A 16,670-nucleotide genomic window follows, 5' to 3' on the forward strand; every position below is an offset into this window, starting at 1 on the left:
TTTCTTCCTTTCTAGAACAAACTTAAAACTTTATTTTTTCTTCGTTATTTTTCCGTACTTATCTTCCATATAATAAGGTGGATTCATTTTTAGACGACGATATACAATTATTCCAATTGATAAAATAATTAATAATACAGACAACACTTGTGAAACTCGGAAATCGCCCCACATCAAACTATCTGTCCGCATTCCTTCAATAAAGAATCTCCCAAATGAATACCAAATTACATAACTAAGGAAAAGCTCCCCGCGCCGTATTTTCGTGCGGCGAATAATTAATAATATAACAAATCCTAGTACATTCCATAGACTTTCATATAAGAATGTTGGTTGATAATAAGCGCCATCTATGTACATCTGGTTGATAATAAACTCTGGTAAATGTAAGTTTTCAAGAAAAGTCCTAGTTGTCTCTGCTCCATGAGCTTCTTGATTCATAAAGTTTCCCCAACGACCAATCGCTTGTGCAATTATTAAACTTGGAGCGACCACATCTGCTAATTGCCAAAACGAAATTTTCTTTATCCTAGAGAAAATAACTGCTGTTAGTACTGCTCCAATTAAAGCTCCATAAATCGCAATACCACCATGCCAAATCTTCACAATTTCACTTAAATTATTCTTGTAAAAATCCCATTCAAAAACAACATAATATATCCGTGCACTAATAATGGAAATTGGAATCGCCCATATAAGTAAATCAACAATGATTTCTTTATCCATTTTACGTTTACTTGCCTCACTTAAGGCAAGAATAAGTGCAATCACAACAGCCGAAGCAATAATTACCCCATACCATTTAACAGAAATATTTCCCAGTTGAATTGCCACCGGATCAAGTGGCTGTATACCATTTTCCATAGTTCCCCTACTTTCAAAAGACAGCTCCGCAACCAAACAAAGTTATTTTAATTTCTGTTAGGCTGCGGAGATATTCTCTATATTTATTTAATCATTCATACTACTATTATGACCTATTAAATTGTTAAGGTCTTGTGTAAATTGTTCCGCCGCATTATAACCCATATTTTTCAAGCGGAAATTCATTGCTGCTACCTCAATGATAACAGATAAATTTCGCCCTGGACGAACTGGGACAGTAATTTTTGGAATATCCATGTCAAAGATTTTTGTTTTCTCTTGATCTAATCCAACACGATCATAATGCTTATCTGGATCCCAATTTTCAAGGTGCACAACAATTGTTATTTTCTTACTCGAGCGAACTGCACCCGCTCCAAACAATGTCATTACATTTATAATTCCAAGTCCACGTATCTCTAGTAAATGTTCAATAATTGCTGGTGAAGAGCCAATTAATGTCATTTCATCTTCTTGGCGGATTTCAACATTATCATCGGCTACCAGTCTATGGCCGCGTTTTACAAGTTCTAATGCCGTTTCACTTTTACCAACGCCACTACTACCTGTAATTAAAACACCCAAACCATATATATCCACTAAAACGCCATGCATAGAAATTACTGGTGCCAATCTACTTTCCAAGTAATTTGTAATATAAACGGATAAACGTGTCGTCTTAAGGCGCGAACGAAGTACAGGAATACCAGCTTCTTTTGCCGCCTCCACTAACTCTTTTGGTACTTCTAAATTTCTGGAAATCACAAAAGCTGGAGTTCGCTTTGTACACATTTGTCGATACCTTTTAAGTCGTTCTTCTGGTTCCATGCCCTCTGAAAAAGAAATTTCTGTCATTCCAAAAAGTTGCACTCGATCTTCTGGATAATAGGAGAAAAATCCTGTGAGTTCCAATCCTGGCCTAGATAAATCACTTGTTAAAATTGGCCGTTCAAGTCCCTTTTCTGAACAAATTAATTCTAAATTAAGTCGTTCTACTAAATCCTTTACTGTAACCGATTTTGTCATGCAAGTACCTCCAAATGAATTATAAAAGTCCGTCACTATTTTCTATAAAATATTATTTACAAAGCTCTTTCTCATTTTAGCACTTTCGAGGGAATCAAGCTAGTTCTTTCTTTCTAAATGGCTCTACATAGCAAAACCAGCTACACTTCAAAGCCAATTTGACTTCAAGATGTAGCTGGAATGTTTAATGTTCATTTTTACTCCATAAAACGGAATTGATAATCATATTTGCAAATGCCATAATCGCAGCGATAATAAGTGCTGTCCCAAAACTATCAAATTGGAAGGAATCTCCAATAAAGAAAGTTGTTAGTTCAAGCATCAGTGCATTAATAACAAATGTAAATAGCCCTAATGTGAAAATATTGATCGGTAAAGTCAAAAGTAGTAAGATAGGGCGAATTAGCATATTAAGAATTGCTAATATAAAACTCGCTAGTAGCGCTGTTGTGAATCCATCTACGTGAAAACTTGTAAAGAATCCTGATAATGCTACAAAAAGTACCGAGTTGATGATTACGCCAATAATCCAACGCATAATTTAGTTCACTCCCATTCAGATTCAGGGGTTGCTTTCGGAATTATGATTGCAGCGATAATGTAAAGAAGAATTCCACCGCCAGCAAACAATGCTAGGCCTGCCCAGATTAAACGAATAATCGTTACTTCAATTCCAAAATACTCTGCAAGTCCACCACAGACACCACTAATCATTTTTTGTGATGAAGATTTATATAACTTTCTCATTGTTTTCCCTTCCTTTCGTGTTATTAAACACTTTTATTTTCGAGTTCAGAAACTTTGATTATTCCATTTCCAACTTTTGCTTGCAGAGTTGCCATGCTTATTTCTTCCGCATTTTGGGTGAATACAAAGGTTCTTTCAGCATCATCCCAAATTTTTGCATTTTTTAAATCGAAATAAATTTTTTCTTTTTTAGTGCCAAGTGTGCCATCGACATTCCAAGTTGGTGGAATTTGAATGCGAATATCTCCATTTAATGCCTCAAGATCTGCCGCTGAAGATGTTTCATTTTCTAGAATATATTCCACATCACCTTGAGCAGCTTTGGCGATTGTCGTAAGGAAATTACCTTGGAGTGCAATATCTCCTTTAGCTGTTGACATATCAACGTTTTCAACAGTACTACGTTTAAAGAAAATTTCTCCGTCTGCTGATTCTGTACTAAGGAATTTACCGCTAGCTCCCGAAGAACGAATGTCTCCATGACGTGTTTTGATGATAGCATCTTCTGCCGCTGTATCATCATATTTTAAGTTCCCATTGAGTAGTTGAATCTTCACTTGTTCATATAAACGTTTTGGAATAGTAATAACTAAATCTGTTTTTAATAATTCATTTTTAGACTCAAAGATGAAACTATCAGTGGAAATATCTAGCATTGTTTGGCTAAAGAAATAATCCCATAATTTTTCTTCACTTAATTGACGGATGGAGCGTGCTTTTTCATGTACGGCTAATACAGCACGAACTTTCATTTGATCTTTATCCCAAGAACGGATAATCACATCTCCTGTCGCTATTCTAATTGTAAAAGAACGGAATGTCACATTGTCAAAATTAAATTCACGCACTGGTCGTGGCCGCTCTTCTTTTCTTCTTGGGTGATTATGGGAATGGTTATTTTTATGCATATGGTTGTGTCTTTCTCTCATTGCTTCTCGCACTTCCTGTCTTGCCTCATTACGTCCTGCATGGCGTCTTCTTTTCTCCTCCACGCGGCGACGGTGCCGTTCTATAACTTCTTCGTTACTTGTATCAGCAGAAGGAATCACAAACAAGGCAATGATATAAGCGATAATTGCAATACCAGTCTTCATCGTAATAATAGCAATTACAATATATATAAGTCGTAGTAGTGTGGCATCGATACCTAAAAACTCTGCCAAGCCACCTAAAACACCACCGACTTTCCGGTCTACCCTTGATCTTCTTAGTTTTTTATCCATGCTAGTTCTTCCTTTCTAATTTCTATGTAAAATCTAGCGCGCTTTCCTTGCGCTAGATTTTAAATTATTTTGCTTCACGAATTTTCACGGAACCAGTTGTTGCTTCTGCTTCGATTTTAAGGGAAGAATCAGCTGCATCTGGTAATTTAGTGAACACAATCGATTTACTTACAGATTCTGTTTTTGATTCAAGTATTTCTGCACCTTTTAAGTCTAAAAGTAATTTCCCTAGGTTAGTATGGAAACGACCATCTACACCAATTGTAGTAGGAACAAGTACTTCAATATTACCAGCACCAGTCTTCGCTTTTAAGAAGGTTGCTTCGTTACCAGTTAATTGATAGTTAACATTCCCATTCTTAGTTTGTAAATTAGTGGAGTAGTAATTACCTTTTACTGCTACATTACCATTAAAAGTTTTAAGTGCAACATCACGAATTTCACCATTTTGGATGCGAACATTGCCATTGATAGATTCAATTTCGGCTAATGTTGCATTTAATGTTCCAATACTTATATTTCCATTTGTTGTTTTAACAAATAAGTCTCGTCCTGATAACTCATCCATATGGAAGTTCCCATTTAGCATTTTAACAGAAACATAATCATATTCTCTACGTGGTAAATACACAGTTAAGTTTGTAACGATTTGTTTAGAGGTAGATTCGAAGCGTAATGTTTCTTCGTCTACGCGTAAAGTGGTTTTGTCAAAGAATATTTTAAGAGCTTCATCTTCAGGGTACTCTTTGAAAAGTTTAATCATCGCATGAACTTTAATATCATCTGTATCTGAAGGTTTAAACTCTACATTCCCATTGGCAATTTCAAACTCTAGAATGGAAAGTGTTGTATCATGATAAACGAAATCTCGTTCGATTTTTGTAGATGTTAAGAACGGGAACGGCATATCTTTCACTTGTTTAAAAGCGCTATTTAAGAATGAACCGATTTTTTCACCTGCTTGGGATAGGTCGTTCACCATATTGCGCATGGAATCATCTTGATTTTTCGAATTATTTTCATTTTGTTTTTCTTGTTGTTTATTATCTTCCCTTGGTTCCGGGCGTCTTTGGCGTCTTTTTGGAGCGGTATATGGATTACCTTGATTATTCCATCCTTTACTATAATCAAATGTTGGTTCTTCTTCTAGCTCTTCTTCCACTTCTTCTGCTGGTGCTGTGGAACGACGGATATTTTCTGTGGCAGCAGATTTACCTTCTTTTTTAGAAATGTTTTCAAGTAAAGTAAGTGCTTCTTCTGTCGAAATAATACCTTGTTTTACTAATTCTAGAATACGTTTACGTTCGTTTTCCATTTTCATTTCCTCCTATACTTTCGGATAAACTATTTTAGTCTTGCTTTTATTGGCAAGTGAGCTATCTGTTTTATCTATGTCTCTATTATGAAGGAAAAGATAATTTCTGTCATACAACCAGAGGATGATTATTTGTTTAGACTTTGGGTGGTTTGGTAATCATCTTTTTCTTACGGTTATTATACATAAAAATCCCGCTTATTAAATAATAAGCGAGATTCAATATTATTTTTGAACAGAAGAAATTTTTGTTGCTGTTCTTTCTTTATCGCGTTCTAAAATGGGTTTTAAATATTTACCTGTATAGGACTTTTTCGAGCGAGCAATTTTTTCAGGAGTCCCCGTTGCAATAATTTGGCCTCCGCCGTCCCCGCCTTCTGGTCCTAAATCAATCAAGTAATCTGCTTGTTTAATAACATCGAGATTATGTTCGATAACGAGAACTGTATCGCCATTTTCTTCTACCAGTCTTTGAAGTACTTTTAGAAGTCGACCAATATCATCTGCATGCAAACCAGTTGTTGGTTCATCCAGAATATAGAATGATTTCCCATTGCTGCGTTTATGCAGTTCAGAGGCAAGCTTAACGCGTTGTGCTTCTCCTCCTGATAGTGTGGTTGCCGGTTGCCCTAAACGAATATATCCAAGCCCCACATCAACTATCGTTTGTAACTTCCTTGCTATTCTTGGTTGGTTAGTAAAATATTCCAAGCCCTCTTCTACTGTCATTTCTAAAACTTCTGCAATGTTTTTTCCTTTATAACGAATATCTAATGTTTCACCATTGTATCGTTTCCCATGACAGACTTCACAAGGAACATAGACATCAGGTAAAAAGTGCATTTCGATTTTTATGATGCCATCACCTTTGCAAGCTTCACATCTTCCACCTTTTACGTTAAAACTGAATCGGCCTTTTTTGTAGCCACGAACTTTGGCTTCATTAGTACTAGCAAATAGGTCACGAATATCATCAAATGCCCCTGTATAAGTCGCAGGATTGGAACGTGGAGTTCTTCCAATAGGTGACTGATCAATATTAATGATTTTTTCCAAGTTTTCGATTCCTTTGATTTCTTTGTGTTCCCCAGGTTTTGCATGATTTCTATTTAGTTTTCTTGCTAATGCTTTTCTAAGTACTTCATTTACAAGAGAACTTTTACCTGAACCCGAAACCCCAGTTACACATGAAAAAGTTGCTAATGGAATTTTAGTGTTAACATTTTTTAAGTTGTTGGCTTTTGCACCAATTATTTCTAATTCAAGTCCGTTTCCTTTTCTACGTGTTGCTGGAACTGGGATGAATTTCTTGCCGGACAAATAGTCACCAGTAATGGAATTTTTATTATTGGAAACTTCTTCTGGCGTACCTGCTGCAACAATTCGTCCGCCATGCTCACCTGCACCCGGGCCAATATCAATAAGATAATCAGCTGCCATCATCGTGTCTTCATCATGTTCTACAACAATAAGTGTATTACCAATATCACGCATACTTTGTAATGTGCTGATTAAACGGTCATTATCCCGTTGATGAAGCCCAATAGATGGTTCATCAAGAATATAAAGCACACCTGTTAACCTTGAACCAATTTGTGTTGCGAGACGAATCCGCTGTGCTTCTCCTCCAGATAAAGTACCCGCTGCACGACTCATCGTCAAATATTCAAGCCCAACATTTTTTAAGAAACCTAATCGAGCACGAACTTCTTTAAAGATTGGTGCAGCAATTTGTGTTTCTTTTTCAGAAAGCGCTAGACTATCAAAAAATGCTAATGCTTCGTTAATGGAAAACTCGCTAATTTGACCAATATGATGATTATTTACTTTTACAGAAAGTGTTTCTTCTTTTAAGCGGTAGCCTTTACAAGTTGGGCAAGGTAAATCTGTCATATATTGCGCCATTTGATCCCGGGTGAAGTCGGAGTTTGTTTCTCGGTAGCGTCGTTCAATATTCGGTAATATGCCTTCAAAAGGAATCCATGTTTCACGTGTCATTCCAAAATCATTTTTGTATTCAAAATAAAATTCTTTATCTTTAGAGCCATTCAAAATGATGTCCATGTCTTCTTTAGATAGTTGCTCAAATGGTTTATCCATATCAATACCAAATTCTTTACATGCTGAAGCTAGCATTTGTGGATAATATTGAGAACTGATTGGGCGCCAAGGAATAATTGCTCCTTCGTTAAGTGATAAGCTTCTATCAGGAATCACGGTATCCACATCTACTTCTAACTTTGTTCCTAACCCATCACAAGTCGGACAAGCACCAAAAGGACTGTTAAAAGAGAACATCCTTGGCTCTAATTCACCTACTGAAAAACCACAATATGGGCAGGCATAATGCTCACTAAATAGTAGTTCATTTTCGCCCATAATATCTACAACCGCATAACCATCTGCTAAGCGAAGAGCCGCTTCAATGGAATCATATAAGCGAGTGTTAATTCCTTCTTTAATAACAATTCGGTCAATAATAATTTCGATAGAATGCTTTTTATTTTTCTCTATTTCGATTTCATCATTGATATCGTATATTTCACCATCAACGCGAATTCTTACATAGCCTTCTTTTTTTATTTCTTCTATTGTTTTTTTATGTGTTCCTTTTTTTCCGGAAACGATTGGGGCCATAATTTGAATGCGTGTTTTTTCAGGATATTCCAGCACACGATCCACCATTTGTTCAATTGTCTGCGATGTGATTTCAATACCATGGTTAGGACAAATTGGATGTCCCACGCGCGCAAATAATAGTCGTAAATAGTCATGAATTTCTGTCACTGTCCCAACTGTAGAACGTGGATTACGACTTGTTGTTTTTTGATCAATAGAAATTGCCGGACTAAGACCTTCAATTAAATCCACATCTGGTTTATCCATCTGCCCTAAAAATTGACGTGCATAAGCAGATAATGATTCCACATAACGTCTTTGTCCCTCCGCATAAATGGTATCAAAAGCTAGCGAAGATTTTCCTGATCCAGATAAGCCAGTCATAACAACTAACTTATCTCTTGGGATTTCTATATCAATGTTTTTTAAGTTGTGGGCTCTCGCACCCTGAATTACTATTTTATCTTTATTCAATTTTGCTTCATCCTTCCGCTTTTATTTCCAGTAAAGCATCACGCAATTCAGCAGCGCGTTCAAAATCAAGTGCTTTGGCTGCTTCTTTCATTTCATGTTCCATACCTTCAATGAAGACATCGCGTTCTTTCTTAGACATTTTACTTAAATCATGTTGTTTTATTGCTTCTCTTTCATCTGCGGCAGATGTTGCTGCTATAATACCACGGATTTCTTTTTTGATGGTCATTGGGGTAATACCATGTTTTTCATTATATTCTATTTGAATTCCACGGCGTCGTTCTGTTTCGCTAATAGAATTTCGCATGGAATCTGTCATTTTGTCTGCATACATGATTACACGACCATTTTCGTTACGTGCAGCACGCCCCATAGTTTGAATTAGTGAACGTTCTGAACGGAGAAAGCCTTCCTTGTCGGCATCTAAAATGGCAACCAGAGATACTTCTGGTAAATCAATTCCTTCACGAAGCAAATTAATTCCGACTATAACATCGTAAACACCTAGTCGTAAATCACGAATAATTTCAATTCGTTCTAATGTTTTTACTTCTGAATGAAGATATTGGACTTTTACTCCTGCTTCTTTTAGGTAGTTGGTTAAATCCTCGGACATTTTCTTTGTTAAAGTGGTAATCAACACGCGTTCATTTTTTTCTACTCGATCATTAATTTCATCCAATAAATCATCAATTTGTCCTTGAATTGGACGAATTTCAACTATTGGGTCTAGCAATCCTGTTGGTCGAATGATTTGCTCAATAACATCTGGATTTTTTTCTAGTTCGTATGGACCTGGTGTGGCAGAGATAAACATAATTTGATTAATATGCTTTTCAAATTCTTCCAATCGAAGCGGACGGTTATCTAGCGCACTCGGAAGTCTAAAACCGTGATCTACTAACATTTGTTTTCTCGCTTGGTCACCATTAAACATCCCGCGAATTTGTGGCATTGTTACATGCGATTCATCAATTACCATTTGGAAATCATCTGGGAAATAATCAAGTAACGTATATGGTGTAACTCCGGCAGGTCGAAGTGATAAATGGCGAGAATAATTTTCAATTCCTGAGCAATAGCCCATTTCTTCCATCATCTCTAAATCATAATTAGTGCGCTGTTCCAGTCGTTGGGCTTCAAGCAGTTTGTTGTCTGCTCGCAAAACTTTTAAGCGTTCTTCTAATTCTGCTTTTATATTTACAATAGCTTTTTTCATAATATCTGGTCGTGTAACAAAGTGAGACGCAGGGAAAATGGAAACATGTTCTCTTTCTCCAATAATTTCGCCTGTTAATGCATCTACTTCTCTAATGCGTTCAATTTCGTCGCCAAAAAATTCTACTCTCATACAATGTTCATCTCGTGATGCTGGGAAGATTTCCACCACATCCCCGCGCACACGGAAACGCCCGCGCTGAAAATCTATGTCATTTCGATCATACTGAATATCTACTAGTTTTCGAAGTAGTTGATCACGACTAATTTCCATGCCTACTCGCAGTGAAACAAGCATTTCTCCATACTCAATAGGTGAACCTAAACCATAAATACAAGATACACTGGCGATAATAATAACATCTCGTCTTTCAAAAAGCGCAGCAGTTGCTGAGTGACGAAGCTTATCTATTTCGTCATTGATACTCGCATCTTTTTCGATATATGTGTCACTCTGTGGAACGTATGCTTCTGGTTGGTAATAATCATAATAACTAACAAAATATTCTACTGCATTATTTGGAAAAAACTCTTTAAATTCGCTGTATAATTGCCCTGCTAAAGTTTTATTGTGAGCCATAACAAGAGTTGGCTTATTTACTTCTTGAATCACATTTGATACAGTAAATGTTTTCCCTGTACCGGTAGCCCCAAGTAAAGTTTGATGTTTCAAGCCCTTTCTTAAGCCTGTTACTAATTGTTCGATTGCCCTAGGTTGATCTCCTTGTGGACTGTACTTAGAAACTAACTCAAATTTATCCTTCACTTCGGAATCCCCCCATCTTATATTGGTCCGATCTTGGCTTCTGAAAAACTGCATTTACGAAAAGTCCCGCAAAGCAAAAAGCGGATTTTTTCAGATCCGTTAATGTTTCTATTTTATCATAAATATTTTAATAAGACTAGCAAAAACCGAACATATTTTCGTATTTTTTTAAAAAGAAAAAACGCAACCTGTTGATCACGCTTTTCTTTATTTTATCATTTTTTTGCTTTTCTACCTATCTATTTGCTTTTTAAAAATCGCTGCCTCGCTTCTTTAAACGGTTTAGCATATAGGTAGCAAGTATAAAGCCAATTGTCATCGAGAAAGCATCAATCACAATTAACCAATAGGAACTCGTATAACCTAATTTTGCAGATGCAGCAATTAAAATTATCATAAGCAATAGTGCTACATAGCGATTATAAGTAATTCTAGCAAAAAGAATAACGAGCAAACAAGGGAAAATAAGCGCAGATATAATTTGATCCATCTTAAATCCCCCTCTTTCTTATTTTATGCATCACGCAATGCTTTTGTTGTTATTTCAGTCGTTAACTGCGGTAATTCTGTTTTTTCAATTCCTTTTTCTGCAAGCATATCTGGTAAAATTTCTCGTAAAAAGTATTTAACGCTCTCCATTTCGCGATACTCATAAATGGTTGCTAATGCTTCACTATAAATTTCCACAAAAATATTTTCTGGATTTCCTTTTTGAATTTCGCCAAAAGATTCATATAATAAATCGACTTTATCAGAGATTGCTAAGATTTTCCCTTCTAACGTACTGTCTTTTCCTTCTTTTAATAAATGCCGATAAATTGGTTGAAAGGTTTCAGGAATTTCCCGCTCAATAAAGTTTTTTGTCATACTTTCTTCTACTTCTGAAAGCATTTCACGTAATTCTGTTGTTGCATATTTTACTGGAGTTTTAATATCACCAATGAATAATTCGGAATAATCATGATTTAATGCTTTTTCGTATAATGCGCGCCAGTTCACTTCGTTACCAGCGCTCTCTTCCACTGCTCCAAAAAACTGGGCGATAGAAGTCACTTTATATGAATGTTCAGCAACTGAGTGTTCTTGGTATTTAAATTTCCCCGGACAACGATAAATGTTTTCTAAATCAGATAAACTTTGGAAATATTGGTGAATTCCCATATAATCCCTCCATTCTTCGTTCTATTCCTCCCGCTTTTGCTTTTTATTTGCAGGATTCGTATTTTCTATTTCACGCATCATAAGCGCTGCACAATAACCAATTAAAGCGATCATTGCTGCTGAATAGGTTCTAAAATTATCTGTAGCAAAAATAAAAATGATGGCTGAAAATAACAATGTTGTCAAAATCCCCCAACTAAAAAGTTTGGTTCCGCGTGCAGTTCCAACTTTCATTTGTGCATAAATTCCTACGTAACAAACAAATTGAATAATAATAAATTGAACTACTGACAAAACAATAACAACAGTAAGATTACTATTCCAGACAATTGCTAAAATGGAAATAATAATCATCACGATAATCCCTGAAATAACAATAAATTTTTGCATTGGTGTTAATTTCTTCAAAATATTTCCTCCATGTTCTTATTTGTTACTTACTTTACCATAATTGCTCTTTATTTGGCATAAAAAACACCCATAACGCACCTGAGTGTTTTGCATTAACGATGATGCACGTGATGAACTGCTTGAGTTAATAGCTCTAATACGTGATTATCATCTTGCATATAATAGATAGTTGTTCCAGCTCGTCTTGATTTCACTAGCCTTAAATTTTTCAAAAACCGAAGCTGATGTGAAACTGTTGTTTGATTAAATTCAAGTGTTCGAGCAATATCATTTACGGAGTACTCTCTATCTTGTAATAAATTTAAAATTTGGACACGAGTTGGATCGGAGAGCGCCTTAAAAATCTGTGTTACACTAAAAAGCGTTTCTTCATCTAATGATTGCTTTGCGTTTCTCATTGAATATCACTCCATTTTCTCTATATGTTCATATACTCATATGATACTTAAATAGGAATGATTCCGCAAGTTTAATAACTACTTCCTTCGAAAAATGATTATATTTGAGCAAAAAAACACTCTTTCTCCTTTCCATGCTACACTTATTTTATCAAAGAGAAAGGAGAGCTGGGAATAAAAAGGGTTAAATATTGAGAAGTTATTTAAACCGCCTAACACACAGAAAACAACCCGATTTACCTCTAATACAGGGAATCGGGTTGTTTTCTTCATCGATTTAAATCTTCAATTTCGCCACTTTTAAGGTAAACAATCCATTCGCATACATTCGTTACGTAGTCGCCAATTCGTTCAATGTACTGAGAAACTAGTAGCAATTGAGAAACATCTTCAATATGTTCCGGCTCTTCTTGCATAAAAGTAATGCATTTTTGGTAGACAATTTTGTGAAGCTTATCTACTTCATTATCGCGAATCGCAATTTCGCGTGCTGCAGCTTCGTCTTCTGAAAGATATGCTTTTAATACCTCTTGCAACATGGATTTTACAATTTCACCCATTTCCGGAATTTCTGGAATTGGCTTTAACACTTTACTTTCCCCAATTAAAATGGCTGTTTTGGCAATACTTACTGCGTGGTCGCCAATACGTTCTAAATCCGAGCTTGTTTTCAAAACAGTCACGATTTTCCGCAAATCCATCCCAACAGGTTGTTGTAAGGCAATCAATTCAAAAGAGCGTTGTTCTAATGATAACTCCATATTATTAATTGCCTTATCTTCTACTACTACTTGTTTTGCAAGTTCTGTATCACGGTGTACAAGTGACTTTACTGCTTTAAAAATCGCTTCATTCGCAAGCATACCCATTTCCATTAAATGTTGATGCAAGTCATTAAGTTGTTCGGTAAAAATTTTTCTGACTACCATAATAACACTCCTTTATCCAAATCTTCCCGAAATGTAGTCTTCGGTTTCTTTTTCTGCTGGGTTGGTAAAAATGCTCGTTGTATCTGAGAATTCAACAATACGTCCGTTAAGAAAGAAGGCTGTTTCATCTGAGATACGAGAAGCTTGTTGCATATTATGTGTCACAATAACAATCGTATAATCTTTCTTTAATTCTAAAATCAAATCTTCTACTTTCGCTGTTGAAATTGGATCAAGTGCTGAGGTTGGCTCATCCATCAAGATAACTTCTGGTTTTACAGCAAGTACTCGAGCGATACAAAGTCGTTGTTGCTGACCTCCTGACATGCCGATTGCTGAACGATCAAGTCTGTCATGCACTTCATCCCATAATGCTGCTTGTCGCAAACTTCTTTCCACGATAGCATCTAACTCTTTTTTATCTTTAATTCCGTGCATTCGTGGACCATAAGCAACATTGTCATAAATGGAAAAAGGGAATGGATTCGCTTGTTGGAAAACCATTCCGACTTTTTTTCGAAGGTTAACCATATCGATTTTAGCATCTTGCACATTTTCCCCACTAATATGAATTTCACCAGATGTTTTTACACCAGGAATTAAGTCATTCATTCGATTTAATGTTCTTAGAAACGTTGATTTACCACATCCAGAAGGGCCAATTAGCGCTGTTACTTGGTTCTTTTTAATATTTAAACCGATTTTTTCCAGAGCTTGCTTTGATCCATAAAATAAATCGACATCTTTAGTTTCAATGATATATTCGGTTTTCTTTACAGTTTCAGTTGTCATGAAAAAGCTCCTTTCTAGCCAAAGTTTCCAGAAATATAGTCTTCGGTTTGTTTTTCTTGCGGGTTAGTGAATAGTTCTGACGTTCCAGAGAATTCCACAACTTCCCCAAGATAGAAGAAAGAAGTATAGTCAGAAACACGAGCAGCTTGTTGCATATTATGTGTTACGATAATAATTGTATATTTATTTTTAAGTTCATTAATTAAGTCTTCAATTTTACTTGTTGAAATTGGATCAAGGGCGGATGCAGGTTCATCAAGTAGCAACACTTTAGGCTGCATAGCAACTGCTCTAGCGATACAAAGCCGTTGTTGCTGACCTCCTGATAGCGATAATGCGCTTTTGCCAAGATCATCTTTTACTTCATCCCAAAGTGCAGCACGGCGTAAACTTTTTTCTACACGCTCCATGATGTCTTTTTTATTTTTCATTCCGTGTCGCTTAAGACCAAATGCGACATTTTCATAAATAGATTTGGTAAATGGATTTGGTTTTTGAAACACCATTCCAATTTCTTTTCGAACATTATATAGGTCCACTTCTTTGCGATTAATATTAATGCCATCATACAGAATTTGCCCTTCCATTCGGCAACCTTCTATTTCGTCATTCATTCGATTTAACGCTCGTAAATAAGTGGATTTCCCGCAACCAGACGGACCAATTAAAGCGGTAACTTTATTCTCTGGGAAAGTTAGGTCGACTCCCTTAATCGCGTGGTTATCACCATAATAAACATGCAAATCCTCTGTCGCCATCGCAGCAGGAAGTGAATGAGGGTCTGGTGTTGTTTGCAAAATAGAATTAATTTCAGGTTTTTTTGTTAACATCATATTAAAACTCCTTTTCCTGACATTTTACGAAGAGGTCATGCGTTTATAAACAAATTTTCCTAGTAAACGAGCTAAGATATTGAATAGCAATACAGAAATAATTAATACCGCTGACGCACCATCCGAAACAGCTTGAGCATCCGGCATAATACCTTCTCCATTAATCTTCCAAATGTGTACTGCTAATGTTTCTGCAGGACGGAAAATATTAAGGGGAGAGACTGGACTTGCTGGATTCCAATCAGTGAAATCAAGCACTGGTGTACTTTGTCCGGCAGTAAAAATAAGTGCAGCTGCTTCACCGAATACTCTTCCTGCTCCCAAAATAACGCCAGTAATAATTGCTGGTAATGCAGCTGGTACAAGTACTCGAGTTATTGTTTCCCATCTTGATAGGCCAAGTGCTAAACCAGCTTCTCTTTGTGTGTTTGGAATAGCATTAAGCGCTTCTTCCACAACACGAATTAGTAATGGTAAATTAAAAATCGTTAGTGTAAGTGCCCCGGAAATAACCGAGAAACTCCACCCCATTTGAATAACAAAAACAAGGAAACCAAATAATCCTACAACAATAGATGGAAGTGAGGAAAGCACTTCAATCGTAGTTCTGATTAAATCTGTAATCCAGTTTTTACGCGCATATTCTGCCATATATATCCCTGCTCCTAGTGAAATAGGTACAGAAATTAGCATAGTAATTATGAGCATATAAAATGAATTCCAGATTTCAGGACCAATTCCTCCGCCAGCTTGAAATGATTGTGGTGGGGTTGTCAAAAATTTCCAGCTTAACTCCGGAACACCTTTTACTAGAATATAACCTAATAGGCTTGCTAAAATAACAACAATTAAGACAGCAATGGCATAAAAAACACCTGTCGCAATTTTATCTTTTGTTTTTACATTCATTTGACTTTCCTCCTACGTCCGATGAAGCGAATCACGATGATGAAAAATAGTGACATCGCGAGTAACACCATTGCGAGTGACCATAGAATATTATTATCAAGTGTCCCCATAACCGTATTTCCCATACCCATCGTCAAAATACTCGTTAATGTAGACGCAGGTTCAAAGAGAGAGGTTGGTATGACAGCTGAGTTCCCGATAACCATTTGTACTGCTAGAGCTTCCCCGAAAGCACGAGCCATCCCAAAAACGATAGCCGTTAAAATTCCAGAGCGCGAACTACGAAGTACTACTTTCCAAATCGTCTGGAAACGGGTTGCTCCAAGTGCTAAAGAAGCTTCTCGGTAATGGCGTGGAACGGAATTAATTGCATCTACACTTAGCGAAGTAACAGTTGGAAGTATCATAACTGTTAAAACAATCGTTGCAGCAGCAATACCAAATCCGCTTCCAGAAATATGATCTCGGATAAAGGGAACGACAACGCTCAAGCCAATGAATCCATAAACAACAGATGGAATACCAACTAATAATTCCATTACTGGTTGTAAAACTTTTTTCCCAAACTTAGGCGAAATTTCTACCATAAATATTGCTGCACCAATTGCAAGTGGTCCGGCAATACAAGCAGCCAAAAGAGTAACAGCAAATGATCCGATTATCATTGGCAGTGCACCAACTAATGGGTTTCCACTTGCATCTTTTTGAGAGGGGTTCCAATCAGTACCAGTAATAAAATCTACGAAAGATACATTATTAACTGTAAATGTTGCTATCCCTTTAGAAATAACAAAAAACAAAATAGACGCAGCGGCAATAACCATAATTGAGATACAAATAAATGTAATAATCTTGCCTCTTGTTTCTAGATGCGCCTTTTTGGAAGTTTTTGTAAGCTTCTTTTCTTTTATCGCTTCCAAATCACATAAGCTCCTTTCTCCTCCCATGTTTTACTCCTAACATGGGTACACGTCTATCCTGATTT

At 36.4% G+C, this 16,670-nt stretch carries 17 protein-coding genes; all 17 read right to left on the reverse strand.

Annotated elements, in window-relative coordinates; translation table 11 throughout:
• Window positions 1–30: 30 nt before the first annotated feature.
• The 17 genes from lgt to pstC all read right to left on the reverse strand — a co-directional run bounded on the left by lgt (window position 31) and on the right by pstC (window position 16,605).
• Entirely contained in the window at window positions 31–864 is an 834-nt protein-coding gene (gene lgt, locus HCJ50_RS09045; RefSeq protein WP_185345645.1) for a prolipoprotein diacylglyceryl transferase, read from the reverse strand.
• A gap of 87 nt (window positions 865–951) precedes the next feature.
• Window positions 952–1,890: an HPr(Ser) kinase/phosphatase gene (hprK, locus tag HCJ50_RS09050; protein WP_003720795.1), complete on the reverse strand. Its 939-nt coding sequence runs from the start codon at window positions 1,888–1,890 to the stop codon at window positions 952–954.
• 184 nt (window positions 1,891–2,074) lie between these two features.
• On the reverse strand, window positions 2,075–2,428 hold the full coding sequence (locus HCJ50_RS09055; RefSeq protein WP_185345647.1) for a phage holin family protein: 354 nt from the start codon (window positions 2,426–2,428) through the stop codon (window positions 2,075–2,077).
• An 8-nt stretch (window positions 2,429–2,436) separates the two neighbouring features.
• On the reverse strand, window positions 2,437–2,637 hold the full coding sequence (locus HCJ50_RS09060) for a PspC domain-containing protein (protein WP_185345649.1): 201 nt from the start codon (window positions 2,635–2,637) through the stop codon (window positions 2,437–2,439).
• Between the two features lie 23 nt (window positions 2,638–2,660).
• Window positions 2,661–3,860 (reverse strand): DUF4097 family beta strand repeat-containing protein, encoded by a 1,200-nt coding sequence (locus tag HCJ50_RS09065; protein WP_185345651.1) that lies wholly within the window; start codon window positions 3,858–3,860, stop codon window positions 2,661–2,663.
• A gap of 64 nt (window positions 3,861–3,924) precedes the next feature.
• A complete protein-coding gene (locus tag HCJ50_RS09070; RefSeq protein WP_185345653.1) occupies window positions 3,925–5,175 on the reverse strand; it encodes a DUF4097 family beta strand repeat-containing protein in 1,251 nt (416 codons plus the stop codon).
• Between the two features lie 225 nt (window positions 5,176–5,400).
• Window positions 5,401–8,268 (reverse strand): excinuclease ABC subunit UvrA, encoded by a 2,868-nt coding sequence (gene uvrA, locus HCJ50_RS09075; protein ID WP_185345655.1) that lies wholly within the window; start codon window positions 8,266–8,268, stop codon window positions 5,401–5,403.
• Window positions 8,269–8,275: 7 nt separating this feature from the next.
• Window positions 8,276–10,252: an excinuclease ABC subunit UvrB gene (gene uvrB / locus HCJ50_RS09080; protein WP_185345657.1), complete on the reverse strand. Its 1,977-nt coding sequence runs from the start codon at window positions 10,250–10,252 to the stop codon at window positions 8,276–8,278.
• 250 nt (window positions 10,253–10,502) lie between these two features.
• Window positions 10,503–10,742: a CsbA family protein gene (locus HCJ50_RS09085; RefSeq protein WP_185345659.1), complete on the reverse strand. Its 240-nt coding sequence runs from the start codon at window positions 10,740–10,742 to the stop codon at window positions 10,503–10,505.
• A gap of 23 nt (window positions 10,743–10,765) precedes the next feature.
• The gene (locus tag HCJ50_RS09090; protein WP_185345661.1) at window positions 10,766–11,413 is read right to left on the reverse strand and encodes an HD domain-containing protein; all 648 of its coding nucleotides are present in this window, start codon (window positions 11,411–11,413) and stop codon (window positions 10,766–10,768) included.
• Between the two features lie 21 nt (window positions 11,414–11,434).
• Window positions 11,435–11,821 carry a hypothetical protein gene (locus HCJ50_RS09095; protein ID WP_185395644.1) on the reverse strand — a complete coding sequence of 129 codons (387 nt, stop codon included), beginning with the start codon at window positions 11,819–11,821 and terminating at the stop codon, window positions 11,435–11,437.
• 95 nt (window positions 11,822–11,916) lie between these two features.
• Window positions 11,917–12,222 carry an ArsR/SmtB family transcription factor gene (locus HCJ50_RS09100; protein WP_185345665.1) on the reverse strand — a complete coding sequence of 102 codons (306 nt, stop codon included), beginning with the start codon at window positions 12,220–12,222 and terminating at the stop codon, window positions 11,917–11,919.
• 269 nt (window positions 12,223–12,491) lie between these two features.
• A complete protein-coding gene (gene phoU, locus HCJ50_RS09105; protein ID WP_185345667.1) occupies window positions 12,492–13,151 on the reverse strand; it encodes a phosphate signaling complex protein PhoU in 660 nt (219 codons plus the stop codon).
• A gap of 12 nt (window positions 13,152–13,163) precedes the next feature.
• Window positions 13,164–13,943 (reverse strand): phosphate ABC transporter ATP-binding protein PstB, encoded by a 780-nt coding sequence (gene pstB / locus HCJ50_RS09110; RefSeq protein ID WP_185345669.1) that lies wholly within the window; start codon window positions 13,941–13,943, stop codon window positions 13,164–13,166.
• 14 nt (window positions 13,944–13,957) lie between these two features.
• On the reverse strand, window positions 13,958–14,773 hold the full coding sequence (gene pstB, locus HCJ50_RS09115; RefSeq protein ID WP_185345822.1) for a phosphate ABC transporter ATP-binding protein PstB: 816 nt from the start codon (window positions 14,771–14,773) through the stop codon (window positions 13,958–13,960).
• Window positions 14,774–14,800: 27 nt separating this feature from the next.
• Complete coding sequence (gene pstA, locus HCJ50_RS09120) at window positions 14,801–15,685, reverse strand: phosphate ABC transporter permease PstA (RefSeq protein WP_185345671.1); 885 nt, start codon at window positions 15,683–15,685, stop codon at window positions 14,801–14,803.
• Entirely contained in the window at window positions 15,682–16,605 is a 924-nt protein-coding gene (pstC, locus tag HCJ50_RS09125; protein WP_185345824.1) for a phosphate ABC transporter permease subunit PstC, read from the reverse strand. Before pstC ends, pstA begins: the two co-directional genes overlap by 4 nt.
• Window positions 16,606–16,670: the final 65 nt, after the last annotated feature.

The sequence above is a fragment of the Listeria immobilis genome (assembly GCF_014322765.1).
Classification (GTDB): domain Bacteria; phylum Bacillota; class Bacilli; order Lactobacillales; family Listeriaceae; genus Listeria; species Listeria immobilis.